The sequence below is a fragment of the Labrenzia sp. C1B70 genome (genome assembly GCF_000475395.1).
GTDB classification, from domain to species: domain Bacteria; phylum Pseudomonadota; class Alphaproteobacteria; order Rhizobiales; family Stappiaceae; genus Roseibium; species Roseibium algicola.
In genome coordinates, this window is the sequence record NZ_AXCE01000002.1 from 409,690 (window position 1) to 430,406 (window position 20,717).

21 protein-coding genes are annotated in these 20,717 nt (G+C 59.7%); 6 read left to right on the forward strand and 15 right to left on the reverse strand.

Going from position 1 to position 20,717, the window contains the following annotated elements:
- Positions 1 to 8: 8 nt before the first annotated feature.
- The 4 genes from Q666_RS36525 to Q666_RS36540 all read right to left on the reverse strand — a co-directional run bounded on the left by Q666_RS36525 (position 9) and on the right by Q666_RS36540 (position 2,810).
- Entirely contained in the window at positions 9 to 374 is a 366-nt protein-coding gene (locus tag Q666_RS36525; RefSeq protein WP_022998966.1) for a lipopolysaccharide assembly protein LapA domain-containing protein, read from the reverse strand.
- A 64-nt stretch (positions 375 to 438) separates the two neighbouring features.
- A complete protein-coding gene (gene ihfB / locus Q666_RS36530; RefSeq protein WP_006940254.1) occupies positions 439 to 738 on the reverse strand; it encodes an integration host factor subunit beta in 300 nt (99 codons plus the stop codon).
- Positions 739 to 753: 15 nt separating this feature from the next.
- Positions 754 to 1,740: a signal peptide peptidase SppA gene (gene sppA, locus Q666_RS36535; protein ID WP_022998965.1), complete on the reverse strand. Its 987-nt coding sequence runs from the start codon at positions 1,738 to 1,740 to the stop codon at positions 754 to 756.
- A gap of 146 nt (positions 1,741 to 1,886) precedes the next feature.
- A complete protein-coding gene (locus Q666_RS36540) occupies positions 1,887 to 2,810 on the reverse strand; it encodes a MurR/RpiR family transcriptional regulator (protein ID WP_022998964.1) in 924 nt (307 codons plus the stop codon).
- A 169-nt stretch (positions 2,811 to 2,979) separates the two neighbouring features.
- Between Q666_RS36540 and Q666_RS36545 the strand changes: the two genes are divergently transcribed.
- The 3 genes from Q666_RS36545 to Q666_RS36555 are packed head-to-tail and all read left to right on the forward strand — an operon-like array spanning position 2,980 to position 5,851.
- A complete protein-coding gene (locus Q666_RS36545; RefSeq protein WP_022998963.1) occupies positions 2,980 to 3,489 on the forward strand; it encodes a TRAP transporter small permease subunit in 510 nt (169 codons plus the stop codon).
- A complete protein-coding gene (locus Q666_RS36550) occupies positions 3,486 to 4,769 on the forward strand; it encodes a TRAP transporter large permease (RefSeq protein ID WP_022998962.1) in 1,284 nt (427 codons plus the stop codon). Before Q666_RS36545 ends, Q666_RS36550 begins: the two co-directional genes overlap by 4 nt.
- A gap of 35 nt (positions 4,770 to 4,804) precedes the next feature.
- Positions 4,805 to 5,851, forward strand: coding sequence for a DctP family TRAP transporter solute-binding subunit (locus Q666_RS36555; RefSeq protein WP_031268661.1), 1,047 nt, complete (start codon positions 4,805 to 4,807; stop codon positions 5,849 to 5,851).
- Between the two features lie 166 nt (positions 5,852 to 6,017).
- On the opposite strand, the gene Q666_RS36560 is transcribed toward Q666_RS36555, so the two are convergent.
- The 6 genes from Q666_RS36560 to Q666_RS36585 form a co-directional block, all read right to left on the reverse strand.
- Positions 6,018 to 6,446, reverse strand: a complete 429-nt coding sequence (locus tag Q666_RS36560) for a peptidylprolyl isomerase (protein WP_022998960.1) — start codon at positions 6,444 to 6,446, stop codon at positions 6,018 to 6,020.
- Between the two features lie 235 nt (positions 6,447 to 6,681).
- A complete protein-coding gene (locus Q666_RS36565; RefSeq protein WP_022998959.1) occupies positions 6,682 to 7,680 on the reverse strand; it encodes a 2-oxoglutarate and iron-dependent oxygenase domain-containing protein in 999 nt (332 codons plus the stop codon).
- A 110-nt stretch (positions 7,681 to 7,790) separates the two neighbouring features.
- Entirely contained in the window at positions 7,791 to 9,194 is a 1,404-nt protein-coding gene (locus tag Q666_RS36570) for an amidohydrolase family protein (RefSeq protein WP_022998958.1), read from the reverse strand.
- A complete protein-coding gene (locus Q666_RS36575; protein WP_022998957.1) occupies positions 9,191 to 10,042 on the reverse strand; it encodes an ABC transporter permease in 852 nt (283 codons plus the stop codon). Before Q666_RS36575 ends, Q666_RS36570 begins: the two co-directional genes overlap by 4 nt.
- On the reverse strand, positions 10,042 to 10,821 hold the full coding sequence (locus Q666_RS36580) for an ABC transporter ATP-binding protein (protein WP_022998956.1): 780 nt from the start codon (positions 10,819 to 10,821) through the stop codon (positions 10,042 to 10,044). The genes Q666_RS36575 and Q666_RS36580 overlap by 1 nt, the downstream gene beginning before the upstream one ends.
- A gap of 7 nt (positions 10,822 to 10,828) precedes the next feature.
- Positions 10,829 to 11,791: an ABC transporter substrate-binding protein gene (locus Q666_RS36585; RefSeq protein WP_286133751.1), complete on the reverse strand. Its 963-nt coding sequence runs from the start codon at positions 11,789 to 11,791 to the stop codon at positions 10,829 to 10,831.
- A gap of 427 nt (positions 11,792 to 12,218) precedes the next feature.
- Here Q666_RS36585 and Q666_RS36590 point away from each other — a divergent pair, with 427 nt between their 5' ends.
- Positions 12,219 to 12,713 carry a nucleoside deaminase gene (locus Q666_RS36590; RefSeq protein WP_022998954.1) on the forward strand — a complete coding sequence of 165 codons (495 nt, stop codon included), beginning with the start codon at positions 12,219 to 12,221 and terminating at the stop codon, positions 12,711 to 12,713.
- A 43-nt stretch (positions 12,714 to 12,756) separates the two neighbouring features.
- On the opposite strand, the gene Q666_RS36595 is transcribed toward Q666_RS36590, so the two are convergent.
- Positions 12,757 to 13,236 (reverse strand): MarR family transcriptional regulator, encoded by a 480-nt coding sequence (locus Q666_RS36595; protein WP_023014439.1) that lies wholly within the window; start codon positions 13,234 to 13,236, stop codon positions 12,757 to 12,759.
- Between the two features lie 267 nt (positions 13,237 to 13,503).
- On the opposite strand from Q666_RS36595, the gene Q666_RS36600 reads away from it, so the two are divergent.
- Positions 13,504 to 15,435, forward strand: a complete 1,932-nt coding sequence (locus Q666_RS36600) for an FAD-binding monooxygenase (RefSeq protein ID WP_022998952.1) — start codon at positions 13,504 to 13,506, stop codon at positions 15,433 to 15,435.
- Positions 15,436 to 15,503: 68 nt separating this feature from the next.
- Here the strand turns inward: Q666_RS36600 and Q666_RS36605 are convergent, their stop codons facing one another.
- The 4 genes from Q666_RS36605 to aroA all read right to left on the reverse strand — a co-directional run bounded on the left by Q666_RS36605 (position 15,504) and on the right by aroA (position 19,932).
- Positions 15,504 to 15,800, reverse strand: a complete 297-nt coding sequence (locus Q666_RS36605) for a hypothetical protein (RefSeq protein ID WP_022998951.1) — start codon at positions 15,798 to 15,800, stop codon at positions 15,504 to 15,506.
- 183 nt (positions 15,801 to 15,983) lie between these two features.
- Positions 15,984 to 17,681 (reverse strand): 30S ribosomal protein S1, encoded by a 1,698-nt coding sequence (rpsA, locus tag Q666_RS36610; RefSeq protein ID WP_031268654.1) that lies wholly within the window; start codon positions 17,679 to 17,681, stop codon positions 15,984 to 15,986.
- Between the two features lie 272 nt (positions 17,682 to 17,953).
- Complete coding sequence (cmk, locus tag Q666_RS36615) at positions 17,954 to 18,580, reverse strand: (d)CMP kinase (RefSeq protein ID WP_022998949.1); 627 nt, start codon at positions 18,578 to 18,580, stop codon at positions 17,954 to 17,956.
- Complete coding sequence (gene aroA, locus Q666_RS36620) at positions 18,577 to 19,932, reverse strand: 3-phosphoshikimate 1-carboxyvinyltransferase (protein WP_022998948.1); 1,356 nt, start codon at positions 19,930 to 19,932, stop codon at positions 18,577 to 18,579. The genes cmk and aroA overlap by 4 nt, the downstream gene beginning before the upstream one ends.
- A gap of 324 nt (positions 19,933 to 20,256) precedes the next feature.
- Between aroA and Q666_RS36625 the strand changes: the two genes are divergently transcribed.
- The gene (locus Q666_RS36625) at positions 20,257 to 20,652 is read left to right on the forward strand and encodes a TIGR02300 family protein (RefSeq protein ID WP_022998947.1); all 396 of its coding nucleotides are present in this window, start codon (positions 20,257 to 20,259) and stop codon (positions 20,650 to 20,652) included.
- Positions 20,653 to 20,717: the final 65 nt, after the last annotated feature.

The window sequence follows — 20,717 nt, forward strand, 5'->3', positions numbered from 1 at the left end:
TCGGCCGGTCAGGCGGCGTTGCGGTTGCCCGGTCCTGCCAGTCCCTTGAGATTGGATGCCGGCTGACCTGCGGTGTTCATTTCCCGCAGCTGGTCGGCTTCCTTGTGCCATTTCGCGGCTTCCCGGCGCTTCACGCGTGCTTCCTTGCGCCAGCGGCCCTGTTTGGCCCATGCACCAAGTCCACCGACGATGATGCCGACACCCAGACTTGCGAAGATGATCCAGAACAGCGGAATGTCCGGGATCGTCAGGCGCGGGTCCTGCGGGTCGAGGGGATTGAGCGACAGGGAGACCGTGTGCCGGTTCGCCACCGACAACGGGATCAGGACAACCGCGATAACGAACAAGATCACGTTCTTGAGGAAACGGGTCACTGGGTTCTCCCGGTTTTGGCCAGATCAGAAGTCGATTTTAAATGGCGTGCCGTGGCAAACGCAATCAGTCGTCGCCGTGGTCCACACCATCGTTCAACCGTATACGCATTTCCTTGCCGGTTTTGAAGAAGGGCACGAACTTTTCGTCCACTTCGACCTTTTGACCGGTTCGCGGATTGCGGCCGACGCGAGCGGGGCGGTTCTTGACGGAAAACGCGCCGAAGCCGCGCAACTCCACCCGGTCGCCGCGCATAAGCGCTTCGGTAACCTCATCCAAGATGGCGTTGACGATGTTCTCAACGTCCCGCTGATAGAGATGCGGATTTTGTTCGGCGATATGCTGAACCAGCTCAGATTTGATCATGAAGTGCCCCCTCGCTTACGGATTATTGTCTGCCGCGTCAGAAGCCTGCCAAACGGATACGAGCCCGTCAAGCGTAAGCCCTCGTGGAATCAGCCCCTTAGCTTCACTAACCGGCTCCAGAATGGCCGATCCGATGCCTTTTCCGAACTCTCGCGAGACCCGGGAGGAAAACGGCAGCTCTTCCAGATTTTCGTTGGCGCTCCAGGTGACGACTGGAAGATCTTTCGGAACGCCCTTCTCGCTTACTAGCCAGTCGATTGCGACATCTTCGCCGCCAATGGCATCGATCAGCTTTTCCGTCTGGGCATCGTGGCCCGTCAGAATGCGGCCGTCTGCAAGTTCCTTGGCCCTGGGCATGTCGAGAGATCGCCGCTCGGCGACCAGTGCAACGAACCAGTCGTAGGAATTGTCGACGAGCTTTTGCAGCATGGCGCGTGCCTCGGGGCTCGTCTGGGAATAGAAGTCGGGCTCGGCCTTCAGCGGAGCACTCTTGACCGCATCCATTTCCACGCCGACCGTTTCCATCAGTTTGCTGATATTGCCGAACTGGAACAGCACGCCGATGGAGCCGGTGATGGAATTGTATCTCGCGACGATGTGATCGGAGGCAAGGGCGATCATGTAGCCCGCGGAGGTTCCGATGGTGCGGATTTCGGCGACCACCGGCTTCTTTTCGGAAAGCTTGCGCAGCGCTTCATACAGCGCTTCGCCGCCGGTTGTGCTGCCACCGGGAGAATTGATGGAGATCACCACACCCTTGACCGCATCGGACTTGCCGATCTTCTCGATCATCTGCAGGGTCTTGCGGCTTTCGAGGATGACGCCTTCGATCGGGATGCGGGCGATATGCGCCGTCCGCTTGGACAATTCCGAAGCCCCGGAGACGTAGATAAGCCCCCCGATCAGTGCCGCGGCGATGACGACAAAAGTCGCGATCCGCCAGAAGGTCACTTTGCGTCTGAGGCGCCGTCTGTCTACCAGCGCGTCAACATCTACCGACATGAATACGATGTCCCCGACAAGAGCTTATGAAAACCAATAACATACATAGGGTGACCGTTGTAAGAAATGCAATCGGCTTCTCTCAGTTTCACATCAGATTGCGGCGGTTTCTGGCAAGCCGGCGCAGTTTCGTGTGTTCATGAGGCTCAATCGCCCAGAGGTTGAGGTCCGGTGCGGCCATGGAAGGCGGTCAGGGAAGAGCGGATCCGGCGCAGGTTTTCGCTTGTGGTGGCGGCCCGGACTTGCGCGACCGTCATGGCGATGGCGTCGACAATCACCAGGTGCGCGTATCGCGAGGCGGTGGGCTTGAAGATGTCCGGGTCCTCGGGAAGATCGACCAGGATGGGGATCTTGGAAATCATTGCAAGGCGAGAGCCTTTCGGTGCGATCGCGATCGTGGTGGCCCCATAGCCGCCGGCAATCTCGGCTGCGCTGACCAGTTCATCCGCTTCGCCGCTGGCGGAGACACACAGCAGAACGTCGTCGGGCCCGAGCGTCGCCGCGCGCATCTGCAGGAGATAGCTGTCGTGCAGGGCGACAGACGGGATGCCAAGGCGGAAAAAGCGGCTCGCCGCTTCACCGGCCACCATCGTCGACCCACCGCCGATCCCGGCGGTGAGAAGCTGCCGGCTTTTGGCGATCTTTTCGACGGCCCGCTCGATAACGGCCGGATCGACCTGCTGCCGCATGACATTGGCGGTCGCATAAAGCGCGCCCAGAACGCGGTCGATCGCCGTTTCGCTGGCAACCTGCTCGGTGGTCGATGGCGCGGAAATATACTGCAGGCTGACGGCAAGGTTCTGTGCAAGTCGCAGCTTGAATTCCCGGAAACCGTCACAGCCGAGTGTCCTGCAAAAGCGAACGACGGTCGGTGTACTGACGCCGCAGGCTTTTGCCAGTTCGGCGATCGTCATGTCCGAAATCGCGGACAGATGTTTTTGCACATAGTCCGCAACCTTTTGTTCCCGCGCCGGAAACTGGCCGGCGTGATCGCGGAGTGCGGAAATGAGATCGATAGCGGCATGGCCGTTTGTATTGTCGCCGGTCGGGGTTCGGATCTTTGCCTGCACACATGTCTCCCTGGTTGCGGGATTTGTAATTTGATTACACAAAATCGTCAATCAGCGCCTGATCATAGCCTCATTTACGCGAGAAATGTAATTTAAAAACAAAATACGCTTGACGAAACGCAATTTCTGCTCTGAAAATGTAATTAAGGTACATTTCGGTGGAGGGATTATGCGCGAGTGGGCTGCCAGAACCAGTGCCAGGCTGAATACGGGCGTCGAGGCTGTAATAGCCTTGCTGATGGCACTGCTTGTGCTTGATGTCTGGCTCGGCGTGGTTGATCGCTACTTCTTTCATTGGCAGTTGCCCTGGCCGGAGATCCTTGCGCGCTACCTGATGATCTGGGCAGCCATGCTGGCCGTCTCGTCCGGCATCGCCAGACGGGACCATATAGGACTGACGGCTGCCATCATGCGCGTGCCGGTGTCGTTGCGCCGCATTGTGCTGATGGCGATTGATCTCTGCGTTCTGGCGCTGTTTCTCTACGTGCTGTGGTACGGGCTCGGTTTCGCGCAAAGCGGCGCCAAGCGGCAGGCCATGATCTTCGGTATCAGTTTGCAGCCGTTCTATGCGGCAATCCCGGCCGCCGCCGCCCTTGCCTCGATCCAGACCGTTCTGGCGATGATCCGGGACAACGGCACCCATCTCGACAATCCCCCGTTTGCGGAGGCCGCAGCATGATCGTTGCCGCTGTCTTCATCGGATTTGTCCTGCTCGGCATGCCTATCGGCTTTGCCATTGGCGCGGCCGGCGTCATCGGCCTCATTCATATGGGCGGTGACCAGTTCCTGGCCATCGGGCCGAGCCGTATCTTCAACGGGTTGAACATCTTCCCCTTTCTGGCGATGCCGTTCTTCATTCTGGCCGGCGAAATCATGAACCAGACGGGTATCACCGACCGGCTGGTGAAGCTGGCCCAGGTGCTGGTCGGCCATTTCCGGGGTGGGCTGGCCCATACAAATATGCTCGCCTCCGTGTTCTTTGCGGGGCTAACGGGTTCGGCAACGGCAGATGCGGCGGCCTTCGGGCGCACCTTGGTGCCCGCCATGGTCAAGGAAGGCTACAAGCGCGATTACGCGTGCGCCGTAACGGCGGCCGGTTCGATCATCGGACCGACCATCCCGCCGTCCGGTCTGATGGTTGTCTACGGCTCGCTCATGGGCGTTTCCATTGGCGGGTTGTTCGCCGCAGGCATTCTGCCAGGTCTCGTCATCTGCGGTGTCTGCATGGCCGTCATTACCCTTGGTGCGGCCCGCAACAGCCTGCCCAAGGCGGAGCGCCGGGCCAATCTTAAGGAAATCTGGCAGGTCTTCGTTTCCTCAATTACCGCACTGCTGATGCCGGTGATCATCCTGGGAGGTATTCTCGGCGGTGTCGTCACGCCGACGGAAGCTGCTTCCATTGCAGTCGCCTATGCGCTCTTCATCGGTGCATTCGTCTACCGCACGCTGACCTTGCCCGCGCTTTACCAGATGCTCGTGCGCACAGCGCGCATCACCGGCGTGATCTTCGTCATCATCGCCTTTGCCGGCATCCTCGGCTGGTGGATGAGCTTTGAAAAAATCCCCCAGATGCTGGCCGAGACCATCCTGGGTCTGGCCGACAACCGCTATGCGGTCATCGCCATCATCATCGGACTTCTGCTTATCGTCGGCATGGTCATGGATATCACCGCCATCCTGATCATCCTGGCACCGGTTCTTGTTCCGCTCACCGCTCAGGTGGGTCTGGAGCCGATCCATGCGGGGATCATCTTCGTTCTGGCACTCAACATCTCGCTGATGACGCCGCCTGTCGGCGCGTGCCTGTTCGTTCTCTCATCGGTCACCGGTGAGAAACTGGAACGGATTGCCATCAAGCTGGGGCCGTTCCTGGTCGCAGAAGTGGCGGTCCTGTTCCTGTTCGCCTTCTGGGAAAGCGCGGCGATGATGCTGCCGCGTGCTCTCGGGTTTGCCCAATAACAAAAAAACAACCTGACAGAGGAATGGAGAAAATCATGAAGAAGTTCGCAAAGGGACTGGCGGTCGGGCTGACCGCTGCGCTTATGGCCGGCAGCGCGCTGGCAGATGGAAAGGTGTTGAAGTTCGGACACGACAACAAGACCGATCCGTTCGAAAATCCGGCTCATGCCTGCACCGCGGTGTTCTCCAACATCGTCAACGCAGACACCAACGGTGCCGTCGAAGTGGAGGTCTTCGGTTCCAACCAGCTCGGTTCGGCTGCCGAGCATGTGCAGCATGTGCGCGACGGCATCATCCAGGCAACACTGACGTCCACCGGCGCGCTGGCCAGCTACTACCCACGTATCGACGTTTTGAACCTGCCGTTCGCCTTCGCCGACAACGCCGCCACCTACGCGGTTTTCGACGGTGATTTCGGCAAGGCTCTGGCTGCCGACATCGAGGAAGCCCTTGGAGATGTTGTGGTGCTCGGTTTCCCGGACACGGGCGGGTTCTTCGCTGTTACCAATTCCAAGCACCCGATCGCGTCGCTCGACGATTTTGACGGCATCCGCATCCGCACCATGACGCTGCCGTCTCACCAGACCATCATTCAGGCGCTTGGCGCGCAGGCCTATCCGCTATCCTGGGGCGAGGTCTATTCCGGTCTGCAGACCGGCGTCATCGACGGTCAGATGAACCCGGTGCCGATCATTTCCTTCGCGAACTTCTCTGAAGTTCAGAAGTACATGACGCTGACCAACCACCTGTTCTCGCCCTACACGTTCATGGTCAACCGGGACTTCTTCGAAGGATTGAGCGAAGAGCAGCAGAAGACCCTGCGCTATGCCGCGGAAAGCTGCGTAACCGCCAGCCGTGGCCTGTCGCGCATCATCGAAGCCTCCGACAGGGGATTGGCAGGCCTGATGGACAAGATGGAAGTGACCGCTCTCACCGCCGACCAGCGCGCGTCCATGGCTGCAGCGGCCCAGCCGGCTTTCGAAACGCACGTGGCTGAAAACCTCGACCCGAAAGCCAACGAACTGCTTGGCCTGTTCAAGACCGAGGTCCAGAAAGCCAACGACAGCGTCTATATGGACTGAAGCATGGTCTGACATTTTCGCGCGCCGGCTTGCAGCGCCGGTGCGTGAAAAAAGAAGCCCCGCGGCGAACCGCGGGGCTTTTGTCTTTTCAGCGTTCAGACCTCATCAGGGAGCCGAAATCGGCTTCTGACTTTGCCACCGCCAGCCAAACCGGAACCGGTGGGCCTCAGTTGATCCCCGTCAGCTGGATCTCGAACGTCAGCACCTTGCCGGCCAACGGGTGGTTGGCGTCCAGAATGACTTCGTTTTCGGAAATCTCGATCACGGTCACGGTCATCATCTGGCCGTTCTCTGTCTGCGCCTGCAGCTGCATGCCGACTTCCAGCGGGATGTTGGCCGGAATGTTGGTCCGCGGAACAGCCTGGCGTGCGGCCGGATTGTGGGGACCGTAGGCGCTGTCGGGTTCGATGCGGACCGTCTTCTCGTCGCCAACCTTCATGCCGGGAATGGCCTGGTCGAGACCCGGAATGATCTGGCCGGATCCAACGGTGAATTCCAGCGGGTCGCGTCCTTCGGAGCTGTCGAAGACGGAGCCGTCGTCCAGCGTGCCCTTATAATGAAGACGAACCGTGTCGCCGCTTTTGGCTTCGGTCATGGAGCGTTTCGCAATTCTGTCTGTTGGGTGAGTTTTGAGGCCGCGTTTCGTTGGCGGGTGCTCGTCGTGAAACCAAGCCTAAAGGACGGGCAGCAAAAGTAAAGTCTGCCGGATCGTCAGCTTCTGGATAGTTTCGCGGACAAATCATGGCTGAAATGGTGCAGCCACGACGCCGATCGTTTCAAACGATGGCTCCGGCGCCGTGGTTCTTCTTTGTCGGATGGCGATTGCGCCGCTATTTCTTGCCGAAATTCGCACCTAGCCGCATCTGGATATAGTCATGCGCCGTCATCGGCTCATACTTACCTTCCGGCCCTGCAAGCACCGTATCCATGTTGGCCTGGGCGAAATAGGCCATCGAGTAGCGAGGACCGAGATATTCCTCCGGCTTGGGCATGCGCACCCGGTGAAGGTTTGACAGAAGCTTGTCGTCCGACCAGCGCATCAGCATGTCGCCGATGTTGCAGGTGATAACGCCTTCCAGCGGGGGCACGTCGGTCCAGGCAATCGCCCGGCCCTGGCTGTCCTTGCCCGGGCAAAGCTGTAGCCCGCCCTGGCCTGCCTTCTGGTGCAGCAGTGTCAGGCAGTCGAAGTCGGTGTGGGCACCGGCCCGCCAGAACTTGAAGTCCTCTGGCTTGGCATCTTCCATGCCCAGATAATGGATCAGCCGCAGGGTCGACTGGTATTCCGGTGTCAGCGGGTCATGTCCTTCGGTGAAGAAGTCCGGCGGAAACTGCAGCTTGTCGGCAAAGCAGGACAGAACCTTCATCGCCAGCGCCCAGTTGTGCCGCTCGAATGCCAGCATGGTCGCCTTGAATCCGGACAGTTCTTCGCCGGTCGGCCAGAGACCTGTCATGCGCGGCAGGGTGATCTGGTAGCTTTCCTTCTGGTCGGCAGTACCGGTTGAAGGGCGGACCTGCGCCTTGAATTCCCAGCCTGCATTGGTGCCGGGCCGAAGCGGATATTGTTCTTTCGTCTCGGCCGGCAGGTCGAAGAAGCCGGCCGACAGTCGAAAAGCCTCGTCGATCAGTTCCTGCGGGATGCCGTGGTTGCTCAGCTGGAAAAAGCCGATGTCCGTCGCGGCAGCCCACAGATCGTCGGTGATCTCTGCCTTGCGCGAAAAGAAATCCGACATGTCGACCTGGGGAATTGATCGATCGATCGTCTCACCGACGCCGCCGAAGCCTTTTTCCTTTTCCAGTTCAACGAGACCATAAGATGCAGAGGTGCTCATATTTCCGTTCTCCTTGAGAAAGAGGTCCGGGAGCAATGACCCGTGCTCATGGGCACTGACAGCTTCTACTCCACATAAGAATGTGCCTGCCCGACGCAGGCGATTTGCCATCAGGCCTGGGCGGCGCGGGCCCGGTGAGGCGCCGTTATTTCCTTTCTGCGTTCGATCAGTTGCCGGGTAACACGCCTTGCGTCCGAACCGAGCCCGGCCAGGTCCAGTCCGGGGATGGAACCGTCCCGGACGATCTGCCGCCCGCCGACAAAGCTGTGACGCAGGCTTGCGGCACCCGTCAGCACGGGAGCAAGGGCCGGATCGTGAAGTCCCATGTTGCGAGGGGCGGAAATGTCGAAAACGGCAATGTCGGCGATCATGCCGGGACGCAGCACGCCGATCTCCTCAAAGCCGAGCACCTTGGCGCCGCCTTCGGTTGCCCAGTTGAGCAGGCTTTCGGCTTTCAATGCCTGCACGCCCTTTGTCGCTCGGTGCAGCGCGAAGGCACTGTAGAGGGCAGCGCCCATGTCGGCGGCCTCGTTCGCGCCTGCGCCATCAACAGCCAGCGAAACTCTGCCGCCAAGGTCGTGCAGGGCGTCAGCTGGAGCAATGCCTGAGCCAAGCCTTGCATTTGCTTGCGGACAGTGCGCCATCCCGGTTCCGGTTTCTGCGAGCATGCGCACCTCGTCCCGGTCGCATTCCACCAGATGGGCAAACCAGACATCCGGCCCGAGCCACTCCTGCTCGGCAAGCCAATCAACCGGTCGCTTGCCGTATTTCGCCAGGGTGAAGTCGACGTAGGTCCGGTTTTCCGAAAGATGCGAATGAAGGCGCAGGCCTTTGCCGCGAGCAAAGCGGGCGATGTCGGCAAGCTCTCCCGCATCGACGTTGAACGTCGGCGTGGTCGGTGCGACGGCTACCCGCCTGCTGGAACCTGGGGAGGGGTCATGCCAGCGGTTTGCAGTCCGCTCGATGCTTGCCAGAAATTTGTCCAGTGGCTCGCTTGGTGACGGTGGCAGGCTCGGATCGGGAAAAGACCGGCCTTTCGTTCCACCACCCCGGGCCAGGACGAAACGGATGCCAAGCGCTTCCGCCTCTTCAAAAAGCACGTCCGCCGGATCGTAGTCATAGTGGTCGGAATAGACGTAGTGATGATCGCAGACCGTTGTCGTTCCGGTGAGAAGCAGTTCTGCCAGTCCGATCCTGGCCGATACGCGAAGGGTTTCCTCGTCGATCAGCGGCCAGTAGCTGTAGGGAACGTTCATGAGCCAGTCGTCAAGTGGCGCATTCATGCCTTCCGGCACGGCCTTCAGGACAGACTGGAATAGATGGTGATGGGTGTTCACCAGTCCCGGTGTGACCACGCATCCGCTCGCATCGACAATCCGTTCGCCTTGCCGGGGTTGCAAGTGGCCGATTTCCGCAATCCCGCCGTCGTGAACGCGGATTGCACCGCTGAGGCGGTCTCCCTCCCGGGTTCCGGTGAGGCCGTAGTCAATGTTGTTGATCAGGAAGCTCGTCATTTCTGTCCCTTCGGCAGTGACCAGGGAAAGAAGATCCGCTGTGCGAGGCTGACAAGCTGGAAGAGGACCAGCGACATGATCACGAGGATGACCAGTCCGGCCCAGGCCTGGGGCAGTTTGAACATCGACGTGGAGAACTGGATGAAGTAGCCGATGCCTTTTTCGGCGGCGACGAATTCGGAAACGACAGCGCCGATGACCGAAAGCGTGATCGAAATCTTCATGCCCGAAAAGATGTAAGGCGTCGCATAGGGCAAGCGGATTTGCGTGATCTCCCGGAAGGACGGCGCGCGCAGCGACCTGGACAATTCGATCAGTTCAGGCGGCGTGGCGGCCAGACCCGTCGTCATGGAAACGACCAGCGGAAAGAAGGAGATCATGAAGGTGATCACGACGCGTGGAGCATCACCGGTGCCCAGCACCACGATGATGATCGGGGCAACGGCGACGACCGGGACAGACTGGATGACCACCAGCAACGGGTAGAACGCTCCGGAGAGCAGACGCGACTTTGCCAGGCCGACGGCAATCGGAAGCGAGATGACAAATGAAACGGCATAGCCGATGAGGGCGACCCGAAGTGTTGCCCAGATATGCTCCATCCAGCGTCCGGCTGTAACGCTCTCAAATCCGCCCAGAATGCGGGAAGGGGCGGGCAGCACGAAAGAGGGAACGGAAAACAGCCGTGTCCCGGCTTCCCAGATGACCAGGATCAGGAGAAAGGTGATCAGGGGAAGTACGACAGGCATCCGGAGCAGCTTTTCGGAAACCGGCAACGGCCGCTCCAGACGCTCGGGCTTTGGGGAGGTCTTCGCCGCGGCGGAGTCCTGTGTTTCGCTGACAGTCATCAGGCGGCCTCCTTTCTGATCAGCAGCGAGCGGAGTTCGGCCGAGAAATCCTGCATCTCCGGCGTTCTCAGCGCGCTTTCGTCTCTCGGACGGGCGGTCGGCACCTGCAGGTCCGCGATGATGCGGCCGGGGCGCTCGCTGAGCACAAGGATCCTGTCGGCCAGCAGCGCGGCTTCCGGAATCGAGTGGGTGATGAAAAGGACTGTCTTCGGACTTGCTTGCCACAACCGAAGAAGTTCAAAGCCCATGGCATCGCGGGTCAGTGCATCAAGCGCTGAAAACGGTTCGTCCATCAGAAGAATGTCCGGATTGAGAAGCAGAGCCCGGGCAATGCCGACCCGTTGCTGCATGCCGCCGGAAAGCTCCGACGGCAGCCGCTTTTCAAATCCTTTCAGGTCGACGGTCTCGATGATGGTGCGGGCCTGTTCGCGGTCCTCCGTCGTCACCCGTCCGTATTTGTGGCGAACCGGAAAGACGACGTTGTCCTCTACGTTGGCCCAGGGAAGCAATGTCGGTTTCTGGAAGACGATGCCGACATCGTCCCTCGGCATCGTCACCTCTTTGCCGAAGACACTCACCGTTCCCTTTGAAGGTTTCATCAGTCCGGCGGTCACCCTCAGCAAGGTTGATTTTCCGCATCCGGATGGACCGAGCACTGCTACAAACTCATGCTGCGCAACGGTGACGGTGACCCCGTCCAGGGCGGTGACGGATCCCGAGCCGGTCAGAAATGTCTGACCGACCGAGGAAAAGCTGATCGCGTTGTTGGTGAGTGCCACTTGAGGGTTACTCCGCTGCCGGCAGGAACGAGCGGTTGACAGCGTCTTCAGGTTTAAGGGATGCCGGGTCCAGATCCTGCGCTGCTGCAACGCGGGTCCATGTCGCCGCCAGCCTGTCGGCATCGATTGTGCCGAGCGGGAATTTTTCAGTGACATCGTTAAAGGCAAGCTTGGACGCATCCAGCCAGGATCCCTTGACGTCTTCCGCCGAAAGCTCCGGCACCTGTGCGGAAACTGCCGCGGCTGCCTTGTCCGGGTTTGCATAGGCAAATTCGAGGGACTTCTTGAAGGCCGCAACGAAGCGCTTGGCGACGTCCGGGCGCTCCTCCAGGAACGTGTCGCCCGCAACTAGCGATGCGGAATAAAGCTCAAGACCTGCGTCTGCCCAGGGCAGCACGACCAGTTCCTTGCCGGCCTCCGTCGCCTGGCCGGAATAGCGCGAGACATCGGTCAGCCAGGCGATGATCGCGTCCGACTGGCCGGTCATCAGCAGCGGCCCCAACGCGCCGGGGTCGGATTTGGTCAGGGTGATATCTTCTTCCGACAATCCGTTGTCGGCCAGAACCAGAGGCAGGAACACGTTGGAGGAGGTGAAAGGCGAAGTCGCGATCTTCTTGCCTTTGACATCCTTGATCGAGGCAATGCCACTGTCCTTGGTGGTGTAGAAGGCATGCGGTCCCATGTTGAAGATGGTCATGACCGCGGTCACCGGCACGCCTTCGGTCGCCTTGGCTGCCATCAGGGCGCCCATGCCCGCGGAACCGATGTCCGATGCCCCCGTGGCGATCTTGGTGATGGCCTCGGAAGACCCGCGCCCCGGTTCGATCTTGATCTCGAGACCGGCTTCTTCGCAGAAGCCTTCCTGAATGCAGACATAGATCGGCGCCTTGTCACCGCCGGGCAACCAGTCGAGCTGATAGGTCACGAGATCGGCCGCAGCCGCCGGAAACGACCCAACCATTGCCGCCATGGCAACAACCAACGACTTACCGTCAAACATGCGCATCGGCACACCCTTTCGCTGTACTTTCTCTGGAAGGTTTTCGAGTGGCGGGAGCGTTTTGTTGTCTTCGGCCGGCATTCTCATCTCCTGGTCTTGGATGCGGGCGCGTTCGTGCCGGGCATCGTCGATCAACTGAAAGATGAGCAATGTCGGAACCGTTGGGCTCCACCGCTTCTACTCGACCTCTACGGGAAACCGGTGCGCGATTTTTGTCAAGAAAGCCTCAAGATGAAACCGCGAGAATAGTGATCAAGAGGCCAATATTTCAGCAGTTGCCTTTTAAATCGCCAGTCTTTTGATGTGTTTCTGTTCAACGTGACTGACTGTTTGCAAAGTCTTGCGGGGTGAGCGTGTTCATGCTCCCTTCAGGGGGAAGAAATCAAAGGAGCCTTGCGTGACTGATACTCATGACGACAAAGATATCGCGCTGTTGCGCCGGGCATTCGAAATCGCGCGACAGGCGCGGGAAACGGGCGATCATCCATTCGGCTGCCTGCTGGCAGGCCCGGACGGAGAGGTTCTGATGGAGCAGGGTAACGGTTATTCCGCCGAAGGGCAGGACATGACCGCCCATGCAGAAAGGCTGCTGGCGACACGTGCAAGCAAGCGCTGGCGCCCGGATTTTCTGGAAAGCTGCACCATGTACACGTCGGCAGAGCCGTGCGCCATGTGCTCCGGCGCTGTCTACTGGGCGGGCATTGGTCGGGTCGTCTTTGGCCAGACCGAAAAGTCCCTGAAGGAACAGACGGGCGATCACGAGGAAAATCCGACACTCGATCTGCCCTGCAGGACGGTGTTTGCGGCGGGGCAACGCAAGGTGGAGGTTGTCGGTCCGCTTCTGGAAGAGGAAGCGGCCGGCCTGCAGGCGGATTTCTGGGCAGGGAAATAGTCACCGCTTGTTGCGGTCTTGATGCTGAACCTTTGCAGGCCAGTCAGTCTTTTTCCGCAGCCTTTGAACCGGAACGCAGTGGCGCGCGGCTGAGGTCGTTGACCGCCTCTGTCGCCTTTTGCAAGAGACGCATGAAATCGTCAGCCTCTTGGCGGTCGAGCCCGCTGAGCATCACCTGTTGCGCCTTTTCCACCGCAGGGCCAAGCCGCGACAGCGCATCGGTTCCGGCGTCCGTCATGTGCAGCACCTTCGCGCGCCTGTCCTTTTCGCTCACGGCGCGTGACAGGAAGCCCTTCTGCACCAGCCGGTCGACAACGCCGGCTATCGTGGTCCGGTCATAGGCAATCAGGCCTGCCAGCGTTATCTGGTCGATGCCCGGGTTTTCCGCCACCCGGACCAGCGCCGCGAATTGCACCGGCGTCATGTCGAATCCGACGGCATCCACTTCCGTATGAAACACTGCCACCGCGATCTGCTGCAAACGGCGGATCAGGTGTCCGGGCATCTGTTCAAGGTTTCGCATCGCCGCCTCCAGGGAGTTCAAAAAAGGAAGTATGCTGATTATATTTGACAGCATGCTGATAATCAGTATGCTTTCTAATTAATCCGTTGTCGATGTTTGTTTGGACATCGCGGCGGAATTGTCAAACGCGAAAGACCCGCAATGCGGCAAGGAAGTCCGGGATTGAACACCGGCAGCTTTCGCGTGGCCCCATCATGCTGGCGCCGGCCTTTCCCAGAAGGAAGGCCGGTTGCCAAACAGCCGGAAAGTGGCGGAGGAGACGGTTTCATGCAATTTCATCTCGACGGCTTCAAGACCGGTGATCCGGACATTCATGAACCTAATTCCGATGCCACTGCGCTGGCCAACACAGACAGCCTGCCGGAAGAAGTCGATGTCCTCATTGTCGGTTGCGGTCCCGCAGGCCTGACGCTTGCCGCGCAACTTGCGGCTTTCCCGGACATCCGAACCCGTATCGTGGAGCAGAAAGCCGGCCCCCTGAAGCTTGGCCAGGCGGATGGTGTCGCCTGTCGGACAATGGAAATGTTCGAGGCGTTCGGCTTTGCCGAGCGACTGGAAAAGGAAGCTTACTGGGTCAACGAGACCACTTTCTGGAAACCGGACCCGGCGTCTCCGGACACGATCGCCCGCAGCGGCAGGGTTCAGGATGTCGAGGACGGTCTGTCCGAGTTTCCGCATGTCATTTTGAACCAGGCGCGCGTTCACGACTTTTATCTCGAGATCATGCGCAATTCGCCAAACAGGTTGGAGCCCAACTACTCCCGCCAGTTGGTCGATCTGGATATGGCGGTCGAAGCAGGGCAGGAGTGGCCGGTTACGGTTCAGCTGGAACGCACGGATCCCGGACACGAAGGTGAAACGGAAACCGTACGCGCAAGATACGTGGTCGGTTGCGACGGCGCCCGCAGTTCCGTGCGCAGGGCGCTGGGCCGCGAGTTGAAGGGCGACAGTGCCAATCAGGCCTGGGGCGTGATGGACGTTCTTGCCGTGACGGACTTCCCGGATATTCGCTTCAAGGCGTTGGTGCAGTCGGCCAGTGAAGGCAGCATCCTGATCATTCCGCGTGAAGGCGGATATCTGGTCCGCATCTATGTCGAACTCGACAAGCTGCGGCCGGACGAGCGGGTCGCCAACCGGAACATTACGGTCGATCATCTGATCGCCGCAGCCGGACGCATCCTTCATCCCTATTCTCTCGACGTGAAGGAAGTCGCCTGGTGGTCGGTCTACGAAATCGGTCAGCGGCTTTGCGACAAGTTCGATGATGTTCCGGCAGAAGGTGCTCCGGGCCGCTTGCCTCACGTTTTTATTGCAGGCGATGCCTGCCACACGCACAGCCCGAAGGCCGGGCAGGGCATGAACGTCTCCATGCAGGACACGTTCAATCTTGGCTGGAAACTCGCCCACGTACTGAAGGGACTGAGTGAACCGGACCTGCTTGCCAGCTATTCGGCCGAACGCCAGGCGATTGCGCAGAACCTGATCGATTTCGACCGGGAATGGGCAAAGCTTGTCAGCGCGCCGGTGAAGTCGGAAAGCAATCCCGATGGCGTCGAACCGGCTGAAGTTCAGAAATACTTTGTGCAGCATGGCCGTTATACCGCCGGGACAGCCTCGCGCTATCTCCCGTCCCTGTTGACGGGTGAGGGTGCGCATCAGCAATTGGCGGAAGGTTTCCAGATCGGCATGCGGTTTCATTCCGCCCCTGTCGTTCGTCTTGCCGACGCCAAGCCGGTACAGCTGGGCCATGTCGTAAAGGCAGACGGTCGCTGGCGGATCTTCGCATTTGCCGATAAAGGCGACCCGGCAGCGGAAACGTCGGCCATCCGTCGTCTTTGCAACTTTCTGAAAGACGATCAGAGCTCACCGGTTTTGCGTCATACGGCGGCAGGGGAAGATATAGACGCGGTTATCGATCTTCGCGCAGTCTTCCAGCAAAACCATCGCGATCTGGCCCTTGGGCGCATGCCGTCACTGCTGCTACCGGCAAAAGGCCGCTACGGGTTGAGGGACTATGAAAAGATGTTCTGCCCGGATCTCAAAAGCGGCAACGACATTTTCGAAATGCGCGGCATTGACCGGGATAAAGGCTGTTTGGTCATCGTCCGGCCCGATCAATACGTCGCCGAGGTATTGCCGCTGGATGCCCATGAAGCATTGTCGGGCTATTTCCAGGGCATTCTGAAAGAGCGGCGCTAAGTCCGCGTTTCCCAGCACAGGCGTAACGCGCCAGGCCGGATTGACGTCACCCGCCTGGGAACTTGGTATCAGCGTGCGCCGATACGCCAGGCGACGGCCATGGACTTGAGCGCGGCGAGAACTGCGAAATAGGGCATGATGACCAGAGGCTCGGCAAACGAGCCCAGTGCGAAGGCCATCACGAGATAGAACAGGGAAACGATTGTCGCAAAGAGGCTGGCTGAAACAGCCTTGAACCCGCCGCCGCGGGCCTGGACGAACACGACCACCGCCCAGACAATGGCAATTGCGAAGGCAATGCCGACGAATATGCTGACGATCAGATTGTCTTCCAGGAAATTACGCAGGTCATACCAGTCGAACATGCTCTTGCTCCAGATGGTGGCATGACCGGAAGCTAATGCACGTCGGAGCTGGCCGCATTCCCCATTTGGGGCGTAAGTTGGAGGGCGCGTTGCCTACACTACCCCCCTCGCAACGCAGAAACAAAAAGCCCGGCATTGCTGCCGGGCTTTTCGCTTTCAACTCTCGTGAGAGAGACGAAAATCTTAGTCTTCGGACTGCTGCTTCAGAGCTGCACCGAGGATGTCGCCGAGGGACGCACCGCTGTCGGAAGAGCCGTACTGAGCGACAGCTTCCTTCTCTTCTGCGATCTCGAGAGCCTTGATCGACACGGTGACCCGACGGGTCTTCTTGTCGAACTGGGTGATGCGGGCATCGAACTTGTCGCCAACGGAGTAACGCTCCGGACGCTGTTCCTCGCGATCGCGGGACAGGTCGGCGCGACGGATGAAGGCAGTCAGGTCGCTGTCTGCGATCTTGACGTCCAGGCCGCCGTCTTTGATTTCGATGACTTCACAGGTCACGACGGAGTTCTTGCGCAGTTCGCCAGCTGCACCCGATTCCATCGGATCGCCGGAAAGCTGCTTGATGCCGAGGGAGATACGCTCCTTGTCGACGTCAACATCCAGAACGACGGCCTTGACCATGTCGCCCTTCTTGAACTCTTCGATAACCTGCTCGCCCGGGCGGTTCCAGTCGAGGTCGGAGAGGTGAACCATGCCGTCCACGTCGCCGTCGAGGCCGATGAACAGGCCGAATTCGGTCTTGTTCTTGACTTCGCCTTCGACTTCGGTGCCGATCGGGAATTGCTCGGCAAATGCATCCCACGGGTTCTGCAGGGTCTGCTTGAGGCCCAGGGAGATGCGGCGCTTGACCGGGTCGACTTCCAGGATCATCACTTCGACTTCCTGAGAAGTGGAAACGATCTTGCCCGGATGGACGTTCTTCTTGGTCCAGGACATTTCGGAAACGTGGATCAGGCCTTCGATGCCCGGCTCCAGTTCCACGAATGCGCCGTAGTCGGTGATGTTGGTCACGCGGCCAGTGAACTTGGCTTCGATCGGGTACTTGGCTTCGATGCCATCCCACGGATCGGTTTCAAGCTGCTTCATGCCGAGGCTGATGCGATGCGTGTCCTGGTTGACGCGGATGATCTGCACCTTGACGGTCTGGCCGATGGTGAGAACTTCCGACGGATGGTTGATGCGGCGCCACGCGATGTCGGTGACGTGCAGCAGGCCATCGATACCGCCGAGGTCGACGAACGCACCGTAATCGGTGATGTTCTTGACCACACCTTCCACGGTATGACCTTCTTCCAGGCTCTGGACCAGTTCCGAACGCTGTTCGGCGCGGGTTTCTTCCAGAACGACACGGCGAGACACGACGATGTTGCCGCGGCGCTTGTCCATCTTCAGGATCTGGAACGGCTGCGGGGTGTGCATCAGCGGGGTCACGTCGCGAACCGGACGGATATCGACCTGCGAACGCGGCAGGAAGGCAACTGCGCCATCCAGATCGACGGTGAAACCACCCTTGACCTGGTTGAAGATCTGGCCGTTGACCTTTTCGTTTGCTTCGAAAGCAACTTCCAGGCGGACCCAGCTTTCTTCGCGGCGAGCTTTTTCGCGCGACAGAACAGCTTCGCCAAGAGCGTTTTCAACGCGCTCCAGGTAAACCTCGACTTCGTCGCCGACCTTCATTTCGCCGTCACGGCCTTTTGCGCCGAATTCCTTCAGCGGCACGCGGCCTTCGACCTTCAGACCAACGTCGATGACTGCCAGGTCTTTTTCGATCGCGACGACGGTGCCCTTTACGACGGCACCTTCATACAGGTCGTTCTGAACGAAGGACTCTTCGAGAAGAGCGGAGAAATCCTCCATGGAGGGATTGTAATCAGACATATATGCTCCTGGCGCCTTCAGGCGCGCCGCCGGCGGGTTGGTGTTGCACTCCGGATCTGTCCTTCTCCCGGGATCGCGGTTTCCGCTGATCCTGCCGCTATCGAAAGCGGGCCGGCGGGGCGAGAGGCGGAAAATCCGGTCTCGTCACAGGTCGCCGGAAAAGGCGCCCTGCCGAAATTCTCTGGTCGTTCCGTAAAGAACTGATGGCCTGAGGCCACATGCGTTCCGGATGCACAAACAGGGGCGCACCGGTGGTGAACCCCTTGTCCTTATCAGGCACCCCTGGCGCGGGAGATGATATCCACAGCCGCCTGGAACGCGGTCTCTATATCCATTTCTGTCGTATCAAGCAAGACCGCATCGTCCGCCTGGCGCATTGGAGCCACGGTTCGCTTGGAATCGCGCTCGTCCCGGCGCTTGAGATCTTCCAGAACGGCGGCATATTGCGCGTCCTGCCCCTTGGAGACCATCTCGTCGGTCCGGCGCTTTGCGCGGGCCTCGGGAGAGGCGGTCACGAACAGCTTCACTGTTGCATCGGGGCACACCACCGTGCCGATGTCGCGACCGTCGAGAACAGCGCCGGGAGGCGTCTGGGCGAAACGCCGCTGCAGCTTCACCAACTCGTCGCGAAGGCCGCCGAGAACCGCGATGCGTGACGCCGCTTCGCCGATCTCGTGCGCCGACAGGACGGACTTGTCCATCTGGGCCAGATCGAGATTATGGGCAATCTCGATGGCAACACCTTCGTCGCCAAGCGGCAGGCCATTGGCCAGAAGCGCGGCCGCAACCGCGCGATAGGTCAGCCCGGTGTCCAGGTGCCGCAGTCCGAAATGATCTGCCAGCCGGCGGGAGAGGGTCCCCTTGCCGGAAGCCGCCGGTCCGTCGATTGCGATGATCATGCGGCCTCGCTGGTGTTTGCGGAAATCTTAGCGCCAAGGCCGTCGAAGAGACCGGTGAAGGTCGGAAAGCTGGTCGCGATCACAGCGCCGTCGTCAACCGTCACCGGCTTGTGGGCAGCCATGCCCAGCACCAGGAAGGACATGGCGATGCGGTGGTCGAGATGGGTCACCACCGTGCCGCCACCGATCGCATCGGCACCACCTGTCACGGTCAGCGTATCCTCGGTTTCAACGCAAGGTATGCCGTTGGCTTCCAGCCCGCGGGCAACAGCGGCCAGGCGGTCGGATTCCTTCACGCGCAGCTCCTCGAGCCCCGGCATGAACGTATCGCCTTCGGCAAATGCGGCAGCAATGGCCAGCACCGGATATTCGTCGATCATCGACGGCGCCCGGTCGGCCGGAACAGTGATGCCCTTCAGCTTGCTGGCCTTCACGTGCAGATCGCCCACTTCCTCGCCGCCCGTCTCGCGGCGATTGACGATGGAAATATCGCCGCCCATTTCAATCAGGGTGGTGATGAGACCGGTGCGGTGCTCGTTCAGGAGAACGTTTTCGATGACGACGTCGGAACCCGGCACGATCAATGCCGCCACCAGGGGGAAGCCCGCGGAGGAGGGATCGCCAGGCACGTCAATGTCCTGCGGCTTCAGTTCAGGCTGGCCCTGCAGCTTGATCACGCGCTCGCCGGCCTCGTTCACGGATACGGAAATGTCGGCGCCGAAACCCTTCAGCATCTTTTCCGTGTGGTCGCGTGTCGGGATAGGTTCGATGACGGTGGTTTCGCCGGCGGCATTGAGGCCGGCCAGCAGAACGGCCGATTTGACCTGCGCCGAAGGCATGGGCACCCGATAGGTGATCGGCAGCGCCTGCTCCGGGCCGCGGATGGACGCCGGCAGACGGTCGCCGTCGCGGGCAATCACGTTGGTACCCATGTCGCGCAGCGGATTGAGCACACGGCCCATCGGTCGTTTGGAAAGGGAAGCGTCGCCGACAAATGTAGCGGCGATGTTGTGGCTTCCGAAGATGCCCATCGTCAGGCGCACGCCCGTGCCGGCATTGCCGAAGTCGATGACATGCTCCGGCTCAAGCAGGCTGCCGAGGCCGATCCCGTCGACGGTATAGCTGCCGTCCTCGAGCTTGGTGATGGTTGCGCCGACAGCACGCATGGCGTCAGCCGTGGCCAGCACGTCTTCCGATTCAAGCAGACCCTTCACGGTGGTACGGCCGACGGCAAGCGCGCCGAACATCAGGGATCTGTGGGAGATGGACTTGTCGCCGGGCACGCGGATCGTGCCGGTCAAGGGGCTGCCCAGGCTGGAAGTCAGAGGCTTGGGCGCAGAATCGTGTGACATTTTCAATGTCCGCAAATTGGATCGGTTGTCAAAAGGTGACACGTCCTATCATGTGGATGCGCCTGCGTCATCCGTTCAGACCACCCGAATCCGAACTTCGCAAAATTTCCCGGCATTAGCAGAACGACAAGCAGATTCAAACGTGTGCCGGTCTGCAGGGCGTGTGGGTAACGCGGTCAGGTGCTTGAAATTTGAGTCACAACGTGCAGAACAATAATCCGAAGAATGTTTTTCGATTGATTTGCCTTTGACACCGGAACGGCTTGAGGCTATGGGGCGGCCCACGAATTCAAGTCGATTGCATAACGAAGAAGGGTGAGCACAGTGGCAAAACCTGAACTTGGCACAAAGCGGCTCTGCCCGAGCTGCGGCGCCAAATACTACGATCTCAACCGGAACCCGGTCACCTGCCCGAAATGCGGCACGGTGTTCGAGGCGGTCATGACCTCCCGTGCCGCGAAGGCTGCGAAGGTCGAAGAGACGCCGGAAGACGATGAAGAAGAAGACGACGTCGCAGCTCCGGAAATCGTGACCTTGGAAGAGGCCGATGCGGAAGCGGAAGGCGGCGACGACGATGTGCCGGATCTGGAAGATACGGACGTCGATCTCGACGACGACGAAAATAGTGACGACGACGACGTCTTTATCGACGATGAAGATGAAGACGAAGAATCCGTCCCGGGCATCCGCGTCGAAATCGACGAAGATACGGATCGCTAAGCTATTGTCCGGACAGGCTTTTCAGTCTGTCCGGGCTTTTCCACAAGCGGCAGAAAAGATCCTGA